We start from the raw sequence: 17,899 nt of genomic DNA, 5'->3' as shown, positions 1-17,899 counted from the left end.
AGGCGCATGATGCCCAAAACGCTCGTCATCGAAGGGAGCCGAGTTCACGACATCCCGTCTTTTTATGACGAGATCAATCGCGTCTTCATGGCCGATGCAGACTGGAAGCTCGGACCAAGCCTCGATGCGCTGGACGACCTGCTGTATGGTGGGTTTGGCGTCTTGCATGGCGAACCCACCATTACGCTGGTTTGGAACGCTTTCGAGACCTGCCGCGAGGCGCTCGGACGTGGCACGACCCGCGCCTACTATCTCAAGAAGCTCGCGGAACCGTCCCGCTACAATGTCGAGCGGATCAAGTCCGACCTGGCGGCGCTGGAGGCCGGAACGGGGCCGACCTATTTCGAGATCGTCCTGCAAATCATCGCCGAACATCCCAATATCGCCCTGCAGGCGCGATAAAGCGGCGGGTCGATAAAATTCCAGCAATCATGGAAATCGCCTGGCAGGGGCTGGGGGACTCGAACCCACGACCCTCGGTTTTGGAGACCGATGCTCTACCAACTGAGCTAAACCCCTTCAGGCGAGGGTGTGTCTAATGGCAATGGGCGCGTTTCGCAAGACCCTTTGGGCAGTGCGGTCACCTATTCCGCCGCGATGGGCAGGCTGTCGCTGTGGCGGGCCTTGAGGCGGTTGAGCTGGTGGGCGGCGTGGGCGAGCAGGGCGGTGCGCACTGTGGGCGTGTCGACCGCGCCGACATCGGCTTTCACCTTGAGATCGAGGTGATAGCGGCTGGCATTGCCCATGAAATGTTCTTCGATCTGGACGCGAACGACGCCGGTGATGCGGCCGGAAATGGTCTGGTGCGGCCCGTAATAGCGGACCTCACAGCCCTTGACCGCGAAACTTGTACCATCAGAAGACATGCCACAGCCTCCCGCCGTTTTTTCGTCACGATTGGATCAAATGCCATTGCGGGCAGGCGCGCAAGCCGGATTCTGGCGCTTCTTCACAAATCGTTAATAATGTGATCGCTGGCTGAGTCGGCAGGGCCGCGATCATTGTTGGCGCGGCCTGTTGCATTTGGAGCCAAGTTTCTCTAGATAGCCACATTCCAGCCGTGCGGGACTCCTGCGCGGCCTTTGGTTTTGCACCAAAAACCCAAAGAGTAGATTCGCATATGGCCCGCCCGAACCCGATCCAGTTCCTGCAGCAAGTCCGGCAGGAAACGTCCAAGGTCACCTGGCCGGGTCGCAACGAAGTCCTGATCTCGACGGTCATGGTCCTCGTGCTGGTTATTCTGGCGAGCCTGTTCTTCCTTCTGGCCGACCAGCTTATTTCCTGGGCGGTCGGGCTGATGCTTTCGATCCGCTGAGCGGGTAACGACACTATTCACTAGGAGCGGCGACGCTTTATGGCCAAGCGCTGGTACATCGTTCAGGCTTACAGCAATTTCGAGCGCAAGGTGGCGGAAGACATCCGCCAGAAGGTTGCGCAGAAAAAGCTCGAGCACCTGTTTGAAGACGTGATCGTGCCGACCGAGAAGGTCGTCGAGGTCCGGCGCGGGCGCAAGGTCGATGCCGAACGCAAGTTCTTCCCGGGCTATGTGCTGGTGAAGATGGACATGACCGACGAGGCGTTCCATCTGATCAAGAACACGCCCAAGGTCACCGGTTTCCTCGGTTCGGACAACAAGCCGATGCCGATCTCCGAAAAGGAAGCCCAAGCCATCCTGCAGCAGGTGCAGGAAGGCGTGGAGCATCCCAAGCCTTCCGTCTCGTTCGAAGTGGGCGAGAATGTGCGTGTTTCCGATGGTCCCTTCGCCAGCTTCAACGGCGTGGTGGAAGAGGTCGACGAGGAGCGCGCCCGCCTCAAGGTGGAAGTTTCGATTTTCGGGCGTCCCACTCCGGTGGAGCTCGAATACGGTCAGGTCGAGAAGGTCTGACCATCTATCCAGGCAACTGGATGAAACCCGTGGAAGGAGATGGCGGTTGCCAAGCCGCCTACGCACTCCGCACCACGGTTCCCTGAACGGCAATTGTGCCACTGTCTAGGAGACGAAATTGGCAAAGAAAATCGTTGGCTACGTAAAGCTGCAGGTGCCGGCTGGCGCTGCGACGCCGTCCCCGCCGATCGGGCCGGCTCTCGGTCAGCGCGGTCTGAACATCATGGAATTCTGCAAGGCGTTCAATGCCGCCACGCAGGAGATGGAAAAGAACTCGCCCATTCCGGTCGTGATCACCGCCTATGCCGACAAGAGCTTCACTTTCGAGATGAAGCAGCCGCCGGTCACCTACTTCATCAAGAAGGCCGTCAACCTCAAGTCGGGCAGCAAGCTGCCGGGCAAGGAATCGGCCGGTACCATCACCGTGGCTCAGCTGCGTGATATCGCCGAAAAGAAGATGAAGGATCTCAATGCCGACAATATCGACGCTGCCGTGTCGATGATCGCCGGCTCTGCCCGTTCCATGGGCATTCAGGTCGAGGGCTGATCAGATGGCACATGTCGGTAAGAAGATCACCAAGGCCCGCGAGGGCATCGATCGCAACAAGCTCTACAAGCTCGACGAAGCCATCAAGATGGTGAAGTCGCGCGCCTCCGCCAAGTTCGACGAAACCGTCGAAATCGCCATCAACCTGGGCGTCGATCCGCGCCACGCCGACCAGATGGTCCGTGGCGTCGTGAACCTGCCGAACGGCACGGGCAAGACCGTGCGCGTGGCCGTGTTCGCCAAGGATGCCAAGGCCGATGAAGCCAAGGCTGCCGGTGCCGATATCGTTGGTGCGGAAGACCTGATGGAAGCCATCCAGGGCGGCAAGATCGATTTCGATCGCTGCATCGCCACCCCGGACATGATGCCGCTGGTCGGTCGCCTGGGTAAGATCCTCGGGCCCCGCAACCTGATGCCGAACCCCAAGGTTGGCACGGTTACCCCCGATGTCGCCGGTGCCGTCAAGGCTGCCAAGGGCGGCGCCGTGGAATACCGCGTCGAAAAGGCGGGTATCCTGCATGCCGGCGTTGGCAAGATTTCCTTCTCGGAAGAAGCCTTGCTGCAGAACATCAAGGCGTTCACCGACGCCGTGCAGAAGTCCAAGCCCGCGGGCGCCAAGGGCACCTACGTCAAGAAGGTTGCCGTGAGCTCGACCATGGGCCCGGGCGTGCATGTGGAGCCGGCTTCGGCTCTGTAAAGAAATTCCGGGCGGCCTTGGTCGCCCGGTTTTGCCTTTCTTCGGGAAGGCATAAGTCCTGTCCGAGACTGCCGGTGCTGATCGATCTGGATCAGCTTAATGTCTGATGACGCCAGCATAGATGGGGTGAAGACCGAAATTTTCCGGCCCGAAAGGGCAGGGTGATCGCGGTTCGAACCAGGCCAGTTGCCCTGCCGGGCAGCACGGTTGACAGGCATGTAACCGTTGCTCCTCTCCTCCCACGGGAGATCGGAGGGCAGCAATTGGCAATGGCCCGGCTGACTTTCGCCGGGCTCAATGTGGAGACTAGCAGTGGAAAGAGCGGAAAAGCGTGAGCTTGTCGCATCGCTTCAGTCAGCCCTCTCGGGCGCTGGGTCGATCGTTCTCGCGCAGAACACCGGTCTGACCGTGGCCAATCTGGAATCGCTTCGCCGTGAGGTGAAGGGTGCCGGTGGCTATGTGAAGATCGCGAAAAACCGTCTTGCCAAGCTTGCTCTGAAAGACACCGACCACGCCGACATTTCGGACCTGTTTATCGGTCCGATCGTCATCGCCTATGCGGAAGACCCCATGACTGCGCCGAAGATTGCGGCGAAGTTTGCTGACAAGAACGCGAAATACGTCGTTCTTGGTGGCGTGATGGGCAAGACCGCGCTTGACGCCAATAACGTCAAGGCGCTGGCGACCATGCCGTCGCTCAACGAACTGCGCGCCACGCTCGCCGGGATGCTCAAGCAGCCCGCCACGCGTATCGCGTCGGTCGTTGTCGCACCGGCTGGTGGTATCGCGCGCGTGTTGGCCGCTCATGCGGAACAGAGCAACAAAGCAGCGTAACCCCATGGCCCCGATTCTTTCTGGAATTTCGGGCCGGTTTGAACTGAACACCTACAAAAAGAGAGATTTATCAAATGGCCGATCTCGCCAAACTCGTTGACGACCTGTCTGCCCTGACCGTTCTGGAAGCTTCCGAACTGTCGAAGCTCCTCGAAGAAAAGTGGGGCGTTTCCGCCGCCGCTCCGGTTGCCGTTGCTGCCGCTGGCGGCGCTGGCGCCCCGGCTGCTGCCGCTGAAGAAAAGACGGAATTCGACGTGATCCTCGCCTCGTTCGGCGACAACAAGATCAACGTCATCAAGGAAGTCCGTGCCATCACTGGCCTGGGTCTCGGCGAAGCCAAGGCTCTGGTTGAAGCTGCTCCGAAGGCCGTCAAGGAAGGCGCTTCGAAGGCTGAAGCCGAAGACATCAAGAAGAAGCTGGAAGACGCCGGCGCCAAGGTCGAACTCAAGTAATTTCGACTTTTGCCTTGAAATCTGCGAAATGGCGCTCTATGTGCCATTTCGCATTCTCGTTTTCACGGGATGATTCGCCGGACCGATTGGATGGGTCCTTGGCGCCAATTTGCGGAATATATGACGATTTCGATGTCTGAGGCACGCTGACGTCCGTTGCCCTATGGTTTTTCGACCATGGGGTGTTTGGCGTTTTTATGCCCTTCTTCCCTTGGCTCGGGAAGGTTTCAGGCGTCGCTGAGCCCACTAACTGCCTGAGTAAGGGCACATATCCCGAGACCCGACGGCTGATAGTCGGATTTTTGGATATCTGCCTCCGAGACAAATCGCACCGGAGCGCTTTCAGAAACAGTGTTCGTCACTTTTTCGGTTCGAAAGCGCGACCACCAAAAGCGCACAAACAGGAGCTTTCATGGCTACCACGTTCAACGGCCGCCGCAAGGTTCGCAAGTCTTTCGGTTCCATTCGCGAAGTCACGGAGATGCCCAACCTGATCGAGGTCCAGAAGGCCTCCTATGATCAGTTCCTCCTCGTCGACGAGCCCAAGGGTGGCCGTCCCGATGAAGGGCTTCAGTCCGTCTTCCGTTCGGTCTTCCCGATCACCGACTTCTCCAACACCGCTTCTCTCGAATTCGTGAAGTACGAGTTCGAGCAGCCGAAATACGACATCGACGAGTGCCGTGCGCGCGACATCACGTTCGCTGCCCCGCTCAAGGTGACGTTGCGCCTGATCGTGTTTGAAGTGGATGAGGAAACCGGCGCCCGCTCGGTCAAGGACATCAAGGAGCAGGACGTCTACATGGGCGACATGCCCTTCATGACGTCGAACGGCACCTTCATCGTCAACGGCACCGAGCGCGTCATCGTTTCGCAGATGCACCGTTCGCCGGGCGTGTTCTTCGATCACGACAAGGGCAAGACCCATTCGTCGGGCAAGCTGCTGTTTGCCGGCCGCATCATTCCGTACCGTGGCTCGTGGCTCGATATCGAGTTCGACGCCAAGGACGTGGTGTTTGCGCGTATCGACCGCCGCCGCAAGATTCCGGTGACGAGCCTGCTCAAGGCGCTCGGCATGGATACCGAAGAAATCCTGCGCACTTACTACAACACCCTGCAGTACGAAAAGACTGCCAAGGGCTGGCGCGTTCCCTACGACGCCGAGAAGTGGAAGGGCGCCAAGCCGACCCACGACCTGATCGATGCCAAGACCGGCGATGTCGTGCATGAGGGCGGCAAGAAGCTCTCGGCTCGCCAGGCCAAGAACCTGGCCGAGAACGGCCTGACGCACCTGCTGGCGGTCAACGAAGACCTCTATGGCATGTATGTCGCCGAGGACCTGATCAACATGCAGACCGGCGAGGTCTACATGGAGGCAGGTGACGAACTCGACGAGAAGACGCTGACCAAGATGCTCGATCTGGGCTTCGACGCGCTGCCGATCCTCGATATCGACCATGTCACCATCGGCGCCTACCTGCGCAACACGCTGGCCGTGGACAAGAACGAGACGCGTGAAGACGCGCTGTTCGACATCTACCGCGTCATGCGCCCCGGCGAGCCGCCGACCGTCGATACCGCCGAAGCCATGTTCCAGTCGCTGTTCTTCGACAGTGAGCGCTATGACCTGTCCGCGGTCGGTCGCGTCAAGATGAACATGCGTCTTGAGCTCGATGCGCCCGACACCATGCGCACACTGCGCAAGGAAGACATTGTCGAAGTTGTCCGTACCCTGGTCGACCTGCGCGATGGCCGTGGCGAAATCGACGACATCGACAATCTCGGCAACCGCCGCGTGCGTTCGGTCGGCGAACTCATGGAAAACTCCTATCGTCTTGGCCTGCTCCGCATGGAGCGCGCCATCAAGGAGCGCATGAGCTCGGTCGAAATCGACACCGTGATGCCGCAGGACCTGATCAACGCCAAGCCGGCTGCTGCCGCTGTGCGTGAATTCTTCGGGTCCAGCCAGCTGTCGCAGTTCATGGACCAGACCAATCCGCTGTCCGAAATCACCCACAAGCGTCGCCTGTCGGCGCTTGGGCCGGGTGGTCTCACCCGTGAACGCGCCGGCTTTGAAGTCCGCGACGTGCATCCGACCCACTATGGCCGCATCTGCCCGATCGAGACGCCAGAAGGCCCGAATATCGGCCTGATCAACTCGCTCTCGACCTTTGCCCGCGTCAACAAGTATGGTTTCATCGAGACCCCGTACCGCAAGATCGTGGACGGCAAGCTCACCAGCGAAGTGGTCTATCTCTCCGCCATGGAAGAGGCCAAGCACTACGTCGCCCAGGCCAACGTGCAGTTCAACAAGGACGGCACGCTGCAGGACGACCTGGTGGTTGCCCGCCATGCCGGCGACAACGGCCTGACGCCCAAGGAAAACGTCGACTTGATGGACGTTTCCCCCAAGCAGATGGTGTCGGTTGCCGCCTCGCTGATCCCGTTCCTCGAAAACGACGACGCCAACCGCGCCCTGATGGGCTCGAACATGCAGCGTCAGGCTGTGCCGCTGCTGCGCGCCCATGCGCCCTTCGTGGGCACGGGCATGGAAGCCGTGGTGGCCCGTGACTCCGGCGCCGCCATCGTGGCCAAGCGCAAGGGCATCGTGGACCAGGTGGACGCCACCCGTATCGTCATTCGCGCAACGGAAGAAACCGATGCGTCGAAGTCGGGCGTGGACATCTACAACCTGATGAAGTTCCAGCGTTCGAACCAGTCGACCTGCATCAACCAGCGTCCGCTGGTCGTTGTCGGTGACCATGTCAACCAGGGCGACATCATCGCCGACGGTCCGTCGACCGAACTGGGCGATCTGGCTCTGGGCCGCAACGTGCTCGTCGCCTTCATGCCGTGGAATGGCTACAACTTCGAAGACTCCATCCTGCTCAGCGAGAAGATCGCCATGCAGGACGTCTTCACCTCGATCCATATCGAGGAATATGAAGTGATGGCCCGCGATACCAAGCTCGGCCCCGAGGAAATCACCCGCGACATTCCGAACGTGTCGGAAGAAGCGCTGAAGAACCTCGACGAAGCCGGTATCGTTCACATCGGCGCCGAAGTGATGCCGGGCGATATCCTTGTCGGCAAGATCACCCCCAAGGGTGAATCGCCGATGACGCCGGAAGAAAAGCTCCTCCGCGCCATCTTCGGCGAAAAGGCTTCCGACGTTCGTGACACCTCCCTGCGCGTGCCGCCGGGCGATGCCGGTACTGTCGTTGAAGTGCGCGTGTTCAACCGCCACGGCATCGACAAGGACGAGCGCGCAATGGCCATCGAGCGCGAGGAAATCGAGCGTCTCGCCAAGGACCGTGACGACGAACAGTCGATCCTGGACCGCAACGTCTATGCGCGTCTCAAGGAAATGCTGTTCGGCAAGGCGGCTACGGCTGGCCCGAAGGGCTATGTCGTGGGCACCAAGCTCAACGACCAGATGTTCGAGGCGCAGCCGCGTTCGAAGTGGTGGCAGTTTGCGGTCGATGACGACAAGGTCATGACCGAGATGGAAGCGCTTCATGCCCAGTATGAAGAGAGCCGCCGTTTGCTCGAACAGCGCTTCATCGACAAGGTCGACAAGCTGCAGCGTGGTGACGAACTTCCGCCGGGCGTGATGAAGATGGTCAAGGTCTTCATCGCCACCAAGCGCAAGATCCAGCCGGGCGACAAGATGGCCGGCCGTCACGGCAACAAGGGCGTGGTGTCGCGCATCGTGCCCGTCGAAGACATGCCGTATCTGGAAGACGGTACGTCGGTCGATATCGTGCTGAACCCGCTGGGCGTGCCGTCGCGCATGAATGTGGGCCAGATCCTCGAGACGCACCTGGGCTGGGCTTGCGCCGGCATGGGCAAGAAGATCGACGAGATGGTCCGCATCTACCAGGCCAAGGGCGATCTGAAGCCGCTCCGCAAGGAGATCGGCGAGCTCTTCGAGGGTGACGAGACCGTCAGCGATCTGGATGACGATGGCCTGATCCGTCTCGGCGAACACCTCAGCAAGGGCGTGTCGATCGCGACCCCGGTGTTCGACGGTGCCAAGGAAGCCGATATCGTCGAGATGCTGGAACGTGCGGGCCTCAAGGGTTCGGGCCAGTCGACCGTCTATGACGGCCGTTCGGGTGAGCAGTTCGATCGCCAGGTGACCGTGGGCTATATCTATATGCTCAAGCTCGATCACCTTGTGGACAACAAGATCCACGCCCGTTCGATCGGTCCTTACTCGCTGGTCACCCAGCAGCCGCTCGGCGGCAAGGCCCAGTTCGGCGGTCAGCGCTTCGGCGAGATGGAAGTGTGGGCTCTCGAAGCCTATGGCGCGGCTTATACGCTCCAGGAAATGCTCACCATCAAGTCGGACGACGTGGCTGGCCGTACCAAGGTCTACGAAGCCATCGTGCGCGGCGACGACACGTTCGAAGCGGGCATTCCCGAGAGCTTCAACGTTCTGGTCAAGGAAATCCGTTCGCTCGGTCTCAATGTCGAACTCGACATGCGCGAGCTTGAGGACGGTTCCGAAAAGGCCGAAGCGGAGCTCGCACCTCCTCAGGAAGCGGCGGAATAATCCGGCGCATCCTACCCCCATTCACTTCCTGAGGGAGCGGGCTTGCTGCCCCTCCCGACGGAAAGAGGAGAGAATTGATGAATCATCATTCCCACGTCATGGACCCGTTCAACCCGGCCGTTCCGGTGCAGACCTTCGATCAGATGAAGATCTCCATTGCGAGCCCGGAGAAGATCCTGAGCTGGTCGTACGGCGAGATCAAGAAGCCCGAGACCATCAACTACCGTACGTTCAAGCCCGAGCGTGACGGCCTGTTCTGCGCGCGCATCTTTGGCCCCGTGAAGGACTATGAGTGCCTGTGCGGCAAGTACAAGCGCATGAAGTTCAAGGGCGTCATCTGCGAAAAGTGCGGTGTGGAAGTCACCCTGAGCCGCGTTCGCCGCGAGCGCATGGGCCATATCGAACTGGCCGCTCCGGTCGCGCACATCTGGTTCCTCAAGTCCCTGCCGTCCCGTATCGCGCTGCTGCTCGATATGACGCTCAAGGACATCGAGCGTATCCTGTATTTCGAGAACTACGTCGTGCTCGATGCGGGCCTGACCCCGTTCACCACGCATGAGCTGCTGACCGAAGAGCAGTATCTCGATGCCCAGGACGAGTACGGTGCCGACAGCTTCACCGCCAAGATCGGCGCCGAAGCTATCCGCGACATCCTGCTCGCCCTCGATCTCGAGAAGATCGCGGCCGACCTGCGCGTGGAAATTGCTGAGTCCACCACGGAACTTAAGCCCAAGAAGCTCGCCAAGCGCTTGAAGATCGTCGAGCAGTTCATCGTTTCGGGCAACAAGCCCGAATGGATGATCATGACCGTCATTCCGGTCATTCCGCCCGAGCTGCGCCCGCTGGTGCCGCTGGATGGCGGCCGCTTTGCTACGTCCGACCTGAACGACCTCTATCGTCGCGTGATCAACCGCAACAACCGGTTGAAGCGCCTGATCGAGCTGCGTGCGCCTGACATCATCATCCGCAACGAAAAGCGCATGCTGCAGGAAGCCGTGGACGCGCTGTTCGACAACGGCCGCCGTGGACGCACCATTACCGGTGCCAACAAGCGTCCGCTGAAGTCGCTCAGCGACATGCTCAAGGGCAAGCAGGGCCGCTTCCGCCAGAACCTGCTCGGCAAGCGCGTCGACTATTCGGGCCGTTCGGTCATCACCGTGGGTCCGAACCTCAAGCTGCACCAGTGCGGCCTGCCCAAAAAGATGGCGCTCGAGCTGTTCAAGCCCTTCATCTACAGCCGTCTTGAAGCGAAGGGCTTCAGCTCGACGGTGAAGCAGGCCAAGAAGCTGGTCGAGAAGGAAAAGCCCGAGGTCTGGGATATCCTGGATGAGGTGATCCGCGAGCACCCGGTTCTGCTGAACCGCGCGCCGACCCTTCACCGTCTGGGCATCCAGGCCTTCGAGCCCATGCTGATCGAAGGCAAGGCCATCCGTCTGCACCCGCTCGTCTGCTCGGCCTTCAACGCCGACTTCGACGGCGACCAGATGGCCGTGCACGTTCCGCTGTCGCTCGAAGCGCAGCTGGAAGCACGCGTGCTGATGATGTCGACCAACAACATCCTGCATCCTGCCAACGGCCAGCCGATCATCGTGCCGAGCCAGGACATCGTGCTGGGCCTCTACTACCTCTCGCTCATGAACGAGGGTGAGCCGGGGCAGGGCATGGCGTTCTCGTCCTATGCCGAGCTCGAACACGCGCTCGACAACAAGGTCGTCACGCTCCACACCAAGATCAAAGGCCGCGTGCCGGCCTGGGATGCTGACGGCAACGAGACGACCGAGATCGTGGAAACGACTCCCGGCCGTATGCTGATCGGCCAGATTCTGCCCAAGAACCCGGCCGTGCCGTTCGCCACTGCGAACCAGCTGATGACCAAGAAGATGATCTCCAAGATGATCGACACGGTTTACCGTGGCTGCGGTCAGAAGGAGACCGTGATCTTCTGCGACCGCGTCATGCAGCTTGGTTTCAAGAATGCGTGCGATGCCGGCATCTCGTTCGGCAAGGACGACATGGTTATCCCGGCCTCCAAGTACACGATCGTGGAAGCCGCCCGTAAGCAGGTCGAAGAGTTCGAGCAGCAGTACAATGACGGCCTGATCACTCAGGGCGAAAAGTACAACAAGGTGGTCGACGCCTGGGCCAAGTGCGGTGACAAGGTCGCCGAAGAGATGATGGACGCGATCCGCAAGGTGCAGATCGACAAGGAGACCGGCCGTCAGTTGCCGATCAACTCCGTCTACATGATGAGCCACTCGGGTGCCCGCGGTTCGCCGGCCCAGATGAAGCAGCTTGCCGGCATGCGCGGCCTGATGGCCCGTCCGGACGGTTCGATCATCGAGACCCCGATCACGGCCAACTTCAAGGAAGGCCTCAACGTTCTCGAATACTTCAACTCCACCCACGGCGCCCGCAAGGGTCTCGCGGATACGGCGCTGAAGACCGCGAACTCGGGTTACCTGACGCGTCGTCTCGTCGACGTGGCGCAGGACGCGATCATCGTGTCGACCGATTGCGGCACCGATCGTGGCCTGACCATGGAGCCGATCGTCGATGCAGGCCAGATCGTGGCTTCCATCGGCCAGCGCGTGCTGGGCCGTACGGCTGCCGACGACATCAACCATCCGCTGACCGGCGATCTAATCGCCGCCAAGGGGACGTTGCTGGAAGAAAAGCATGTCGACATCATCGAGGAAGCCCGGATCCAGTCGATCCGCATCCGTTCCCCGCTGACCTGCGACATGCGCCAGGGCACCTGCGCGGCCTGCTATGGCCGTGACCTTGCTCGCGGTACCCCCGTGAACATGGGTGAAGCTGTCGGCGTCATCGCCGCACAGTCGATCGGTGAACCCGGTACCCAGCTCACCATGCGTACGTTCCACATCGGTGGCACGGCACAGGTGGTCGATAGCTCGTTCCTCGAGGCCGGTGCGGAAGGCAAGATCGCCATCCGCAATCCGAACCTCGCCAAGGTCGAGGGCGGCAAGCTGGTCGTCATGGCCCGTAACGTCTCGCTCGCCATTCTCGATGCCGACGGCAAGGAACGCGCCACCCACAAGGTGACCTATGGCTCCAAGCTGCTCGTCAACGAGGGCGACACGGTTCGTCGTGGCCAGCGTCTGGCTGAATGGGACCCCTACACCCGTCCGGTTCTCGCCGAAGTCGAAGGCGAGGTCGTGTTCGAGGACCTGGTCGATGGTGCTTCCGTTGCGGAAAACACCGACGAGGCGACCGGCTTCACCAAGCGCGTGGTCATCGACTGGCGCGGCAACCAGCGTGGCGAGGGCCTCAAGCCCGCACTTGCCATCGCTCGTGGCGGCGTCGTGCAGAAGGTGGATCGTGGCGGCGAAGCCCGGTACCTGCTTTCGGTTGACGCGGTTATCGCGGTCGAGCCGGGCGAGAAGGTATCGCCGGGCGACGTGCTGGCTCGTATTCCGCTGGAAAGCGCCAAGACCAAGGACATCACCGGCGGTCTGCCGCGTGTGGCCGAGCTGTTCGAAGCCCGTCGTCCGAAGGATCACGCCATCATCGCCGAGATCGATGGCACCATCCGCTTCGGCCGCGACTACAAGAACAAGCGTCGCGTCATCATCGAGCCGACCGAGGAAGGTGGCGATCCGGTCGAGTACTTGATCCCGAAGGGCAAGCCGTTCCACCTGCAGGAAGGTGACGCCATCGAGAAGGGTGAATACATCCTCGACGGCAACCCGGCGCCGCATGACATCCTGGCAATCAAGGGCGTGGAGGAGCTTGCTCGCTACCTCGTCAATGAAATCCAGGAGGTCTATCGCCTGCAGGGCGTGCTGATCAACGACAAGCACATCGAGGTGATCGTTCGCCAGATGCTGCAGAAGGTCGAGATCGTGGATCCAGGTGATACCGGCCTGCTCAAGGACGAGCAGCTCGACAAGCTGGACTTCGACGAACTCAACGACAGCCTGGTGGCCGAGGGCAAGAAGCCGGCGACCGCCAATCCGGTGCTGCTCGGCATCACCAAGGCGTCGCTGCAGACCCGTTCGTTCATCTCGGCTGCCTCGTTCCAGGAAACCACCCGCGTCCTCACGGAAGCGGCGGTGTCCGGCAAGGCCGACCTGCTCGAAGGCCTCAAGGAAAACGTCATCGTTGGCCGCCTCATCCCGGCCGGTACCGGTGCTGGTATTTCCTCGGCCAAGCTGATCGCGTCCAAGCGCGACGACCTGATCCTGGACGAACGCCGCCGCCAGGCGTCGACCGTGCAGATCCCGGCACCCGCCGCCGAGTAGGATCAGCCAGACACATGAATGGGGAAGGGGCCTTCGGGCCCCTTTTCTTTGCGGGCATGCCGCCTTTTGGCTGGCGGCTTGCTTGCTGTTGGCTGGCGGCATGCCTGTCGTTTTCTTGCAGGCTCGCTCGTCGTCTCTTACGAATGAGCACGAGGAGCATGCGCCATGAAATTCAAGACAACGATCCTGCAGACGGGCAACAATACCGGCATCGAGGTGCCGCCCGACGTGGTCGAGGGCCTGGGCGGCGGCAAGAAGCCGGCCGTGACGGTGACCATCGGCAGCTATGGCTACCGGTCATCGATCGCGGTGATGGGCGGCAAGTTTCTCATTCCGCTCAGCGCCGACCGCCGTGCCGAATCCGGCATCAAGGGCGGCGATGCGGTCGAGGTAGAGCTGGCGCTGGATGACAAGCCGCGCGAGGTCACGGTGCCCGAGGATCTGGGCGCGGCCCTCGCCGGCGATGCCGCGGCCAGGGCCTTTTTCGAAACGCTGTCCTACAGCAACAAGCTGCGGCATGTCCTGTCGATCACGGATGCCAAGACGCCGGAAACCCGGCAACGTCGCATCGACAAGGTCGTGGAAACGATGCGGGCCGGGAAGAAGTGATGGGCCGGGGGCTCCGGAAACCTCATGGTGAGCTAGTCGAACCCCGAGGTTGAACGAGTGGAGGCCGGTGTGCCACGCCCCCATGGTTCGGCTCACCATGAGGGCTGCTGGTCAGTCCGCTAAACCCTCAGTTATAGCCCACATGCTCGGCGAACTGTTTGAGCACCATGGCCCAGAGGCTGAACTGGGAATCCAGGTATTCGGCGGTGACGCCTTCCACCATGTCCAGGTCCATCTCGACGCAGGCATCGTCATCCTGGTCGATATAGGCGCGGCTGAAGCGCTTGTTGTAGTTCCAGTCGTTGATCTCTTCGAGCGTCGGCTTGATGTCGAGGAAGCCGAGGTAGAAGTTGAGGTCCTCGCAGTCCTCATTGTTGGTGCAGTTGCGGAAATACACCTGGTAGGTGATGCCCTCGATCTTGCCGGTGATCTGGGGATCGCCGTTGCTCTGCGTCGTCAGCGTGGCGGCGCCATAGCCGCGGGCTGCATTGAGAATTTCGTTGGTATCGGCGCCGGTCAGCAATGTCTGGGCCGAGGCGGAAGCGGTCAGGGTCAGCGCGAGCGCGGTGCCGGCAATCATGGAACTGAGCTTCATTCGCATTCTCCTAAGTGGTCCGAAGCGCCGCCGCCATTTGTCGTCCGGCAGGGGTCGCTGGGGCCGATCCTACACAATTCGTCGTCGGGGAGAAGCGGCCAGTTGGTCGCGCGCCGGTTTCAGGGCAGGGGATGGCTTGCCAATTTCCCATGCACCACTGCAAAAGCATTGCAAGTCCATGCATGGCTCCCGCGCGGTTTTTTCACGAAAGAATCCTTGACGGGAGGGAGAGTCGGCTCTAAACAGCGCCTACCTAAGCGGTCGGTCGTGAATGTCACACCGGGTTCCTGCCATCTTGTGCGGGCATCCAGGACACTCAAACACACTGTCGGGTAACTAGACGAAGCAAATCCTTGTGCGCATGACTGCCCATTTCGTGGGTGGTCCGCTGCAATTAAGGCGCCGCCGTTCCCGCTAGTCGGGTCGGATGAGCGCCGTTTTGGTTTGCTTGGCTAGACCGCAACGAACTTTTGGACGATGGAAAGAGCGCAATGCCCACCATTAATCAGCTGATCCGCAAACCACGCGCCAGCAAGCCAAAGCGGAACAAGGTTCCGGCAATGGAAGCAAATCCGCAGAAGCGCGGCGTTTGCTCACGTGTTTATACGACCACTCCGAAGAAGCCGAACTCGGCGCTGCGCAAGGTTGCCAAGGTTCGCCTGACCAATCAGCGCGAAGTCATTTCGTATATTCCGGGTGAAGGCCACAACCTGCAGGAGCACTCCGTGGTCCTGATCCGTGGCGGCCGCGTTCGCGACCTTCCGGGCGTTCGCTACCACGTGCTCCGCGGCGTTCTCGACACGCAGAGCGTCAAGGACCGCAAGCAGCGTCGCTCGAAGTACGGCGCGAAGCGTCCGAAGTAAGGAGATAGAGTCATGTCCCGTCGCCACCGCGCAGAAAAGCGTGACGTTATCCCGGACGCAAAGTTCGGCGATCTCGTCCTTACCAAGTTCATGAACTCCCTGATGAAGGACGGCAAGAAGTCGGCCGCCGAAAGCATCGTTTACGGTGCCTTCGACATCGTCGAGGCCAAGGTCAAGCAGGATCCGATCGAGGTGTTCCACACCGCGCTCGAAAACATCCGTCCGTCGGTTGAAGTGCGTTCGCGCCGCGTTGGCGGTGCCACGTACCAGGTTCCGGTCGAAGTCCGTGCCGATCGTCAGCAGGCCCTGGCCATTCGCTGGCTGATCGAATCCGCCCGCAAGCGCGGCGAGAACACCATGCGCGAGCGCCTCTCCGGCGAGCTCATGGATGCCCTCAATGGCCGCGGCCAGGCCGTCAAGAAACGCGAAGACACGCACCGTATGGCTGATGCCAACCGTGCTTTCTCGCACTACCGCTGGTAGTAGGAGCTCCCCATGGCACGCGAAACCGCTATCAATCTCTATCGTAACTTCGGCATCATGGCTCACATCGATGCTGGCAAGACGACCACGACCGAGCGCATCCTGTACTATACCGGCAAGAACCATAAGATGGGCGAGACCCATGATGGTGCTTCGACCATGGACTGGATGGAGCAGGAGCAGGAACGCGGCATCACCATTACTTCGGCCGCGACCACCACGTCGTGGAAGTCGCGCGATGGCGTGCAGCACCGCTTCAACATCATCGACACCCCCGGACACGTGGACTTCACCATCGAAGTCGAGCGTTCGCTGCGCGTGCTCGACGGTGCCGTCGCCCTGCTCGACGCCAATGCCGGCGTTGAGCCGCAGACGGAAACCGTCTGGCGCCAGGCCGACAAGTACCACGTGCCGCGTCTGATCTTCGTCAACAAGATGGACAAGGTCGGGGCCGATTTCTATCGCTGCCTCGAAATGATCGGTTCGCGTCTGGGCGCCAAGGGCGTTGCCGTGCAGTTGCCGATCGGTGCCGAGACCGAGTTCAAGGGCGTCGTCGATCTGATCGAGATGAACGCCCTGGTCTGGCGCAATGAAGAGCTCGGCGCCCAGTGGGACGTCACCGAGATTCCGGCCGACCTCAAGGAAAAGGCCGAGAAGTACCGCGAGGCCATGATCGAAGCCGCCGTCGAAATGGACGACGCTGCGATGGAAGCCTATCTCAATGGCGAACAGCCGAACAACGACACCATCCGTCGTCTGCTCCGCAAGGGCGTCATCGACACCAACTTCTTCCTCGTCTATGCCGGTTCGGCCTTCAAGAACAAGGGCGTGCAGCCCCTGCTGGACGGCGTGATCGATTTCCTGCCGTCGCCGGTCGACATTCCGGCCATCAACGGCATCGACGCCCGTACCGAAGAGCCGATCGAGCGTCATGCCGACGACAATGAGCCGCTCTCGATGCTGGCTTTCAAGATTGCCAACGACCCGCATATGGGTTCGCTGACCTTCTGCCGCATCTATTCGGGTCACCTCGAAGCTGGCGTTCAGTTGGAAAACACCGTGAAGGGCAAGCGCGAGCGCGTTGGCCGCATGTTCCAGATGCATGCCAATAGCCGCGAACAGATCACGGAAGCCTATGCCGGCGACATCGTGGCCATCGTGGGCCTGAAGGACACCACCACTGGTGATACCCTTTGCCCGCAGAACTCGCAGGTTATCCTGGAACGGATGATCTTCCCCGAGCCGGTTATCGACATCTCGGTGGAGCCCAAGTCCAAGGCCGACCAGGAAAAGATGGGCCTCGCGCTCAATCGCCTCGCTGCCGAAGACCCGTCCTTCCGCGTCAAGACCGACGAAGAATCCGGCCAGACCATCATTTCGGGCATGGGCGAACTTCATCTCGACATTCTCGTCGACCGCATGCGTCGCGAGTTCAAGGTCGAGGCCAATATCGGTCAGCCGCAGGTGGCTTACCGTGAAACCATCACCCGCAAGGCCGATGTGGATTATACCCACAAGAAGCAGTCGGGCGGTTCGGGCCAGTTCGCTCGCGTCAAGCTGACCGTCGAGCCCGGCGAAGTCGGCAAGGGCCTCGAATTCGTGAATGCCGTCGTTGGCGGCTCGGTGCCGAAGGAATACATCCCCGGCGTCGAAAAGGGCGTGAAGTCGGTCATGTCGGCCGGTCCGCTGATCGGGTTCCCGATCGTGGACGTCAAGGTGACGCTGACCGAAGGCGCCTACCATGATGTGGACTCCTCGGTTCTGGCCTTCGAAATCGCCGGCCGTGCGGGCTTCAATGAAGCCCTGCGCAAGGCGGCTCCGAAGATCCTCGAACCGATCATGAAGGTTGAAGTTGTCACGCCCGAAGATTACATGGGCGACGTCATCGGCGACTTGAACTCCCGTCGTGGTCAGATCCACGGCACCGAAAGTCGTGGTGTCCTCCAGGTCGTGAATGCCTATGTGCCGCTCGCGAACATGTTCGGCTACGTGAACTCCCTGCGCTCGATGAGCCAGGGTCGTGCACAGTATACGATGACGTTCGATCACTACGAGCAGGTCCCGCAGGCCGTCGCCGACGAAGTCCAGGCCAAGTACGCCTAAACAAGAAACTGCAA

Annotated in this window: 15 protein-coding genes and 1 tRNA gene; 13 read left to right on the top strand and 3 right to left on the bottom strand. The window is 60.7% G+C overall.

Annotated features, from left to right (window positions below; genetic code table 11):
- Positions 1–9: 9 nt before the first annotated feature.
- Complete coding sequence (locus tag FPZ08_RS06820; RefSeq protein WP_146289273.1) at positions 10–402, top strand: barstar family protein; 393 nt, start codon at positions 10–12, stop codon at positions 400–402.
- Positions 403–443: 41 nt separating this feature from the next.
- Here FPZ08_RS06820 and FPZ08_RS06815 read toward each other — a convergent pair.
- Positions 444–519: transfer RNA gene (locus FPZ08_RS06815), tRNA-Trp, on the bottom strand.
- Between the two features lie 65 nt (positions 520–584).
- Positions 585–866, bottom strand: a complete 282-nt coding sequence (locus FPZ08_RS06810) for a hypothetical protein (RefSeq protein ID WP_146289272.1) — start codon at positions 864–866, stop codon at positions 585–587.
- Between the two features lie 254 nt (positions 867–1,120).
- On the opposite strand from FPZ08_RS06810, the gene secE reads away from it, so the two are divergent.
- The 9 genes from secE (at position 1,121) to FPZ08_RS06765 (ending at position 13,841) form a co-directional block, all read left to right on the top strand.
- Complete coding sequence (gene secE, locus FPZ08_RS06805) at positions 1,121–1,315, top strand: preprotein translocase subunit SecE (protein ID WP_146289271.1); 195 nt, start codon at positions 1,121–1,123, stop codon at positions 1,313–1,315.
- A 39-nt stretch (positions 1,316–1,354) separates the two neighbouring features.
- On the top strand, positions 1,355–1,885 hold the full coding sequence (nusG, locus tag FPZ08_RS06800; RefSeq protein WP_056251191.1) for a transcription termination/antitermination protein NusG: 531 nt from the start codon (positions 1,355–1,357) through the stop codon (positions 1,883–1,885).
- 118 nt (positions 1,886–2,003) lie between these two features.
- Positions 2,004–2,432, top strand: coding sequence for a 50S ribosomal protein L11 (gene rplK, locus FPZ08_RS06795; RefSeq protein WP_146289270.1), 429 nt, complete (start codon positions 2,004–2,006; stop codon positions 2,430–2,432).
- Positions 2,433–2,436: 4 nt separating this feature from the next.
- Positions 2,437–3,129 carry a 50S ribosomal protein L1 gene (rplA, locus tag FPZ08_RS06790; protein WP_146289269.1) on the top strand — a complete coding sequence of 231 codons (693 nt, stop codon included), beginning with the start codon at positions 2,437–2,439 and terminating at the stop codon, positions 3,127–3,129.
- Positions 3,130–3,441: 312 nt separating this feature from the next.
- Positions 3,442–3,963: a 50S ribosomal protein L10 gene (gene rplJ, locus FPZ08_RS06785; protein WP_146289268.1), complete on the top strand. Its 522-nt coding sequence runs from the start codon at positions 3,442–3,444 to the stop codon at positions 3,961–3,963.
- Between the two features lie 74 nt (positions 3,964–4,037).
- The gene (gene rplL / locus FPZ08_RS06780) at positions 4,038–4,415 is read left to right on the top strand and encodes a 50S ribosomal protein L7/L12 (protein ID WP_146289267.1); all 378 of its coding nucleotides are present in this window, start codon (positions 4,038–4,040) and stop codon (positions 4,413–4,415) included.
- A 412-nt stretch (positions 4,416–4,827) separates the two neighbouring features.
- Positions 4,828–8,970, top strand: a complete 4,143-nt coding sequence (gene rpoB / locus FPZ08_RS06775) for a DNA-directed RNA polymerase subunit beta (protein ID WP_146289266.1) — start codon at positions 4,828–4,830, stop codon at positions 8,968–8,970.
- A 77-nt stretch (positions 8,971–9,047) separates the two neighbouring features.
- A complete protein-coding gene (gene rpoC / locus FPZ08_RS06770; RefSeq protein ID WP_146289265.1) occupies positions 9,048–13,232 on the top strand; it encodes a DNA-directed RNA polymerase subunit beta' in 4,185 nt (1,394 codons plus the stop codon).
- Between the two features lie 165 nt (positions 13,233–13,397).
- The gene (locus tag FPZ08_RS06765) at positions 13,398–13,841 is read left to right on the top strand and encodes a YdeI/OmpD-associated family protein (RefSeq protein ID WP_146289264.1); all 444 of its coding nucleotides are present in this window, start codon (positions 13,398–13,400) and stop codon (positions 13,839–13,841) included.
- Positions 13,842–13,968: 127 nt separating this feature from the next.
- On the opposite strand, the gene FPZ08_RS06760 is transcribed toward FPZ08_RS06765, so the two are convergent.
- Positions 13,969–14,436 (bottom strand): YbjN domain-containing protein, encoded by a 468-nt coding sequence (locus tag FPZ08_RS06760; protein ID WP_186767235.1) that lies wholly within the window; start codon positions 14,434–14,436, stop codon positions 13,969–13,971.
- A 491-nt stretch (positions 14,437–14,927) separates the two neighbouring features.
- Here FPZ08_RS06760 and rpsL point away from each other — a divergent pair, with 491 nt between their 5' ends.
- From rpsL to fusA, 3 genes are read left to right on the top strand one after another with little or no spacing between them, the layout of a single operon-like run.
- On the top strand, positions 14,928–15,299 hold the full coding sequence (rpsL, locus tag FPZ08_RS06755) for a 30S ribosomal protein S12 (RefSeq protein WP_035080811.1): 372 nt from the start codon (positions 14,928–14,930) through the stop codon (positions 15,297–15,299).
- 12 nt (positions 15,300–15,311) lie between these two features.
- Positions 15,312–15,782 (top strand): 30S ribosomal protein S7, encoded by a 471-nt coding sequence (gene rpsG, locus FPZ08_RS06750; RefSeq protein ID WP_146289262.1) that lies wholly within the window; start codon positions 15,312–15,314, stop codon positions 15,780–15,782.
- A gap of 12 nt (positions 15,783–15,794) precedes the next feature.
- On the top strand, positions 15,795–17,885 hold the full coding sequence (gene fusA / locus FPZ08_RS06745) for an elongation factor G (RefSeq protein WP_146289261.1): 2,091 nt from the start codon (positions 15,795–15,797) through the stop codon (positions 17,883–17,885).
- The last annotated feature ends 14 nt before the right edge of the window (positions 17,886–17,899 follow it).

The sequence above is a fragment of the Devosia ginsengisoli genome (assembly GCF_007859655.1).
GTDB classification, from domain to species: domain Bacteria; phylum Pseudomonadota; class Alphaproteobacteria; order Rhizobiales; family Devosiaceae; genus Devosia; species Devosia ginsengisoli.
Note: the sequence above shows the minus strand (reverse complement) of the source record. Positions and strands in the feature narration are given on the sequence as shown.

Bases quoted from the DNA above. Each gene is read 5' to 3' on its own strand.
- FPZ08_RS06820 (WP_146289273.1), top strand. From the start codon at position 10: ATGCCCAAAACGCTCGTCATCGAAGGGAGCCGAGTTCACGACATCCCG.
- FPZ08_RS06810 (WP_146289272.1), bottom strand. From the start codon at position 866: ATGTCTTCTGATGGTACAAGTTTCGCGGTCAAGGGCTGTGAGGTCCGC.
- secE (WP_146289271.1), top strand. From the start codon at position 1,121: ATGGCCCGCCCGAACCCGATCCAGTTCCTGCAGCAAGTCCGGCAGGAA.
- nusG (WP_056251191.1), top strand. From the start codon at position 1,355: ATGGCCAAGCGCTGGTACATCGTTCAGGCTTACAGCAATTTCGAGCGC.
- rplA (WP_146289269.1), top strand. From the start codon at position 2,437: ATGGCACATGTCGGTAAGAAGATCACCAAGGCCCGCGAGGGCATCGAT.
- rplL (WP_146289267.1), top strand. From the start codon at position 4,038: ATGGCCGATCTCGCCAAACTCGTTGACGACCTGTCTGCCCTGACCGTT.
- rpoB (WP_146289266.1), top strand. From the start codon at position 4,828: ATGGCTACCACGTTCAACGGCCGCCGCAAGGTTCGCAAGTCTTTCGGT.
- rpoC (WP_146289265.1), top strand. From the start codon at position 9,048: ATGAATCATCATTCCCACGTCATGGACCCGTTCAACCCGGCCGTTCCG.
- FPZ08_RS06765 (WP_146289264.1), top strand. From the start codon at position 13,398: ATGAAATTCAAGACAACGATCCTGCAGACGGGCAACAATACCGGCATC.
- FPZ08_RS06760 (WP_186767235.1), bottom strand. From the start codon at position 14,436: ATGAAGCTCAGTTCCATGATTGCCGGCACCGCGCTCGCGCTGACCCTG.
- rpsL (WP_035080811.1), top strand. From the start codon at position 14,928: ATGCCCACCATTAATCAGCTGATCCGCAAACCACGCGCCAGCAAGCCA.
- rpsG (WP_146289262.1), top strand. From the start codon at position 15,312: ATGTCCCGTCGCCACCGCGCAGAAAAGCGTGACGTTATCCCGGACGCA.
- fusA (WP_146289261.1), top strand. From the start codon at position 15,795: ATGGCACGCGAAACCGCTATCAATCTCTATCGTAACTTCGGCATCATG.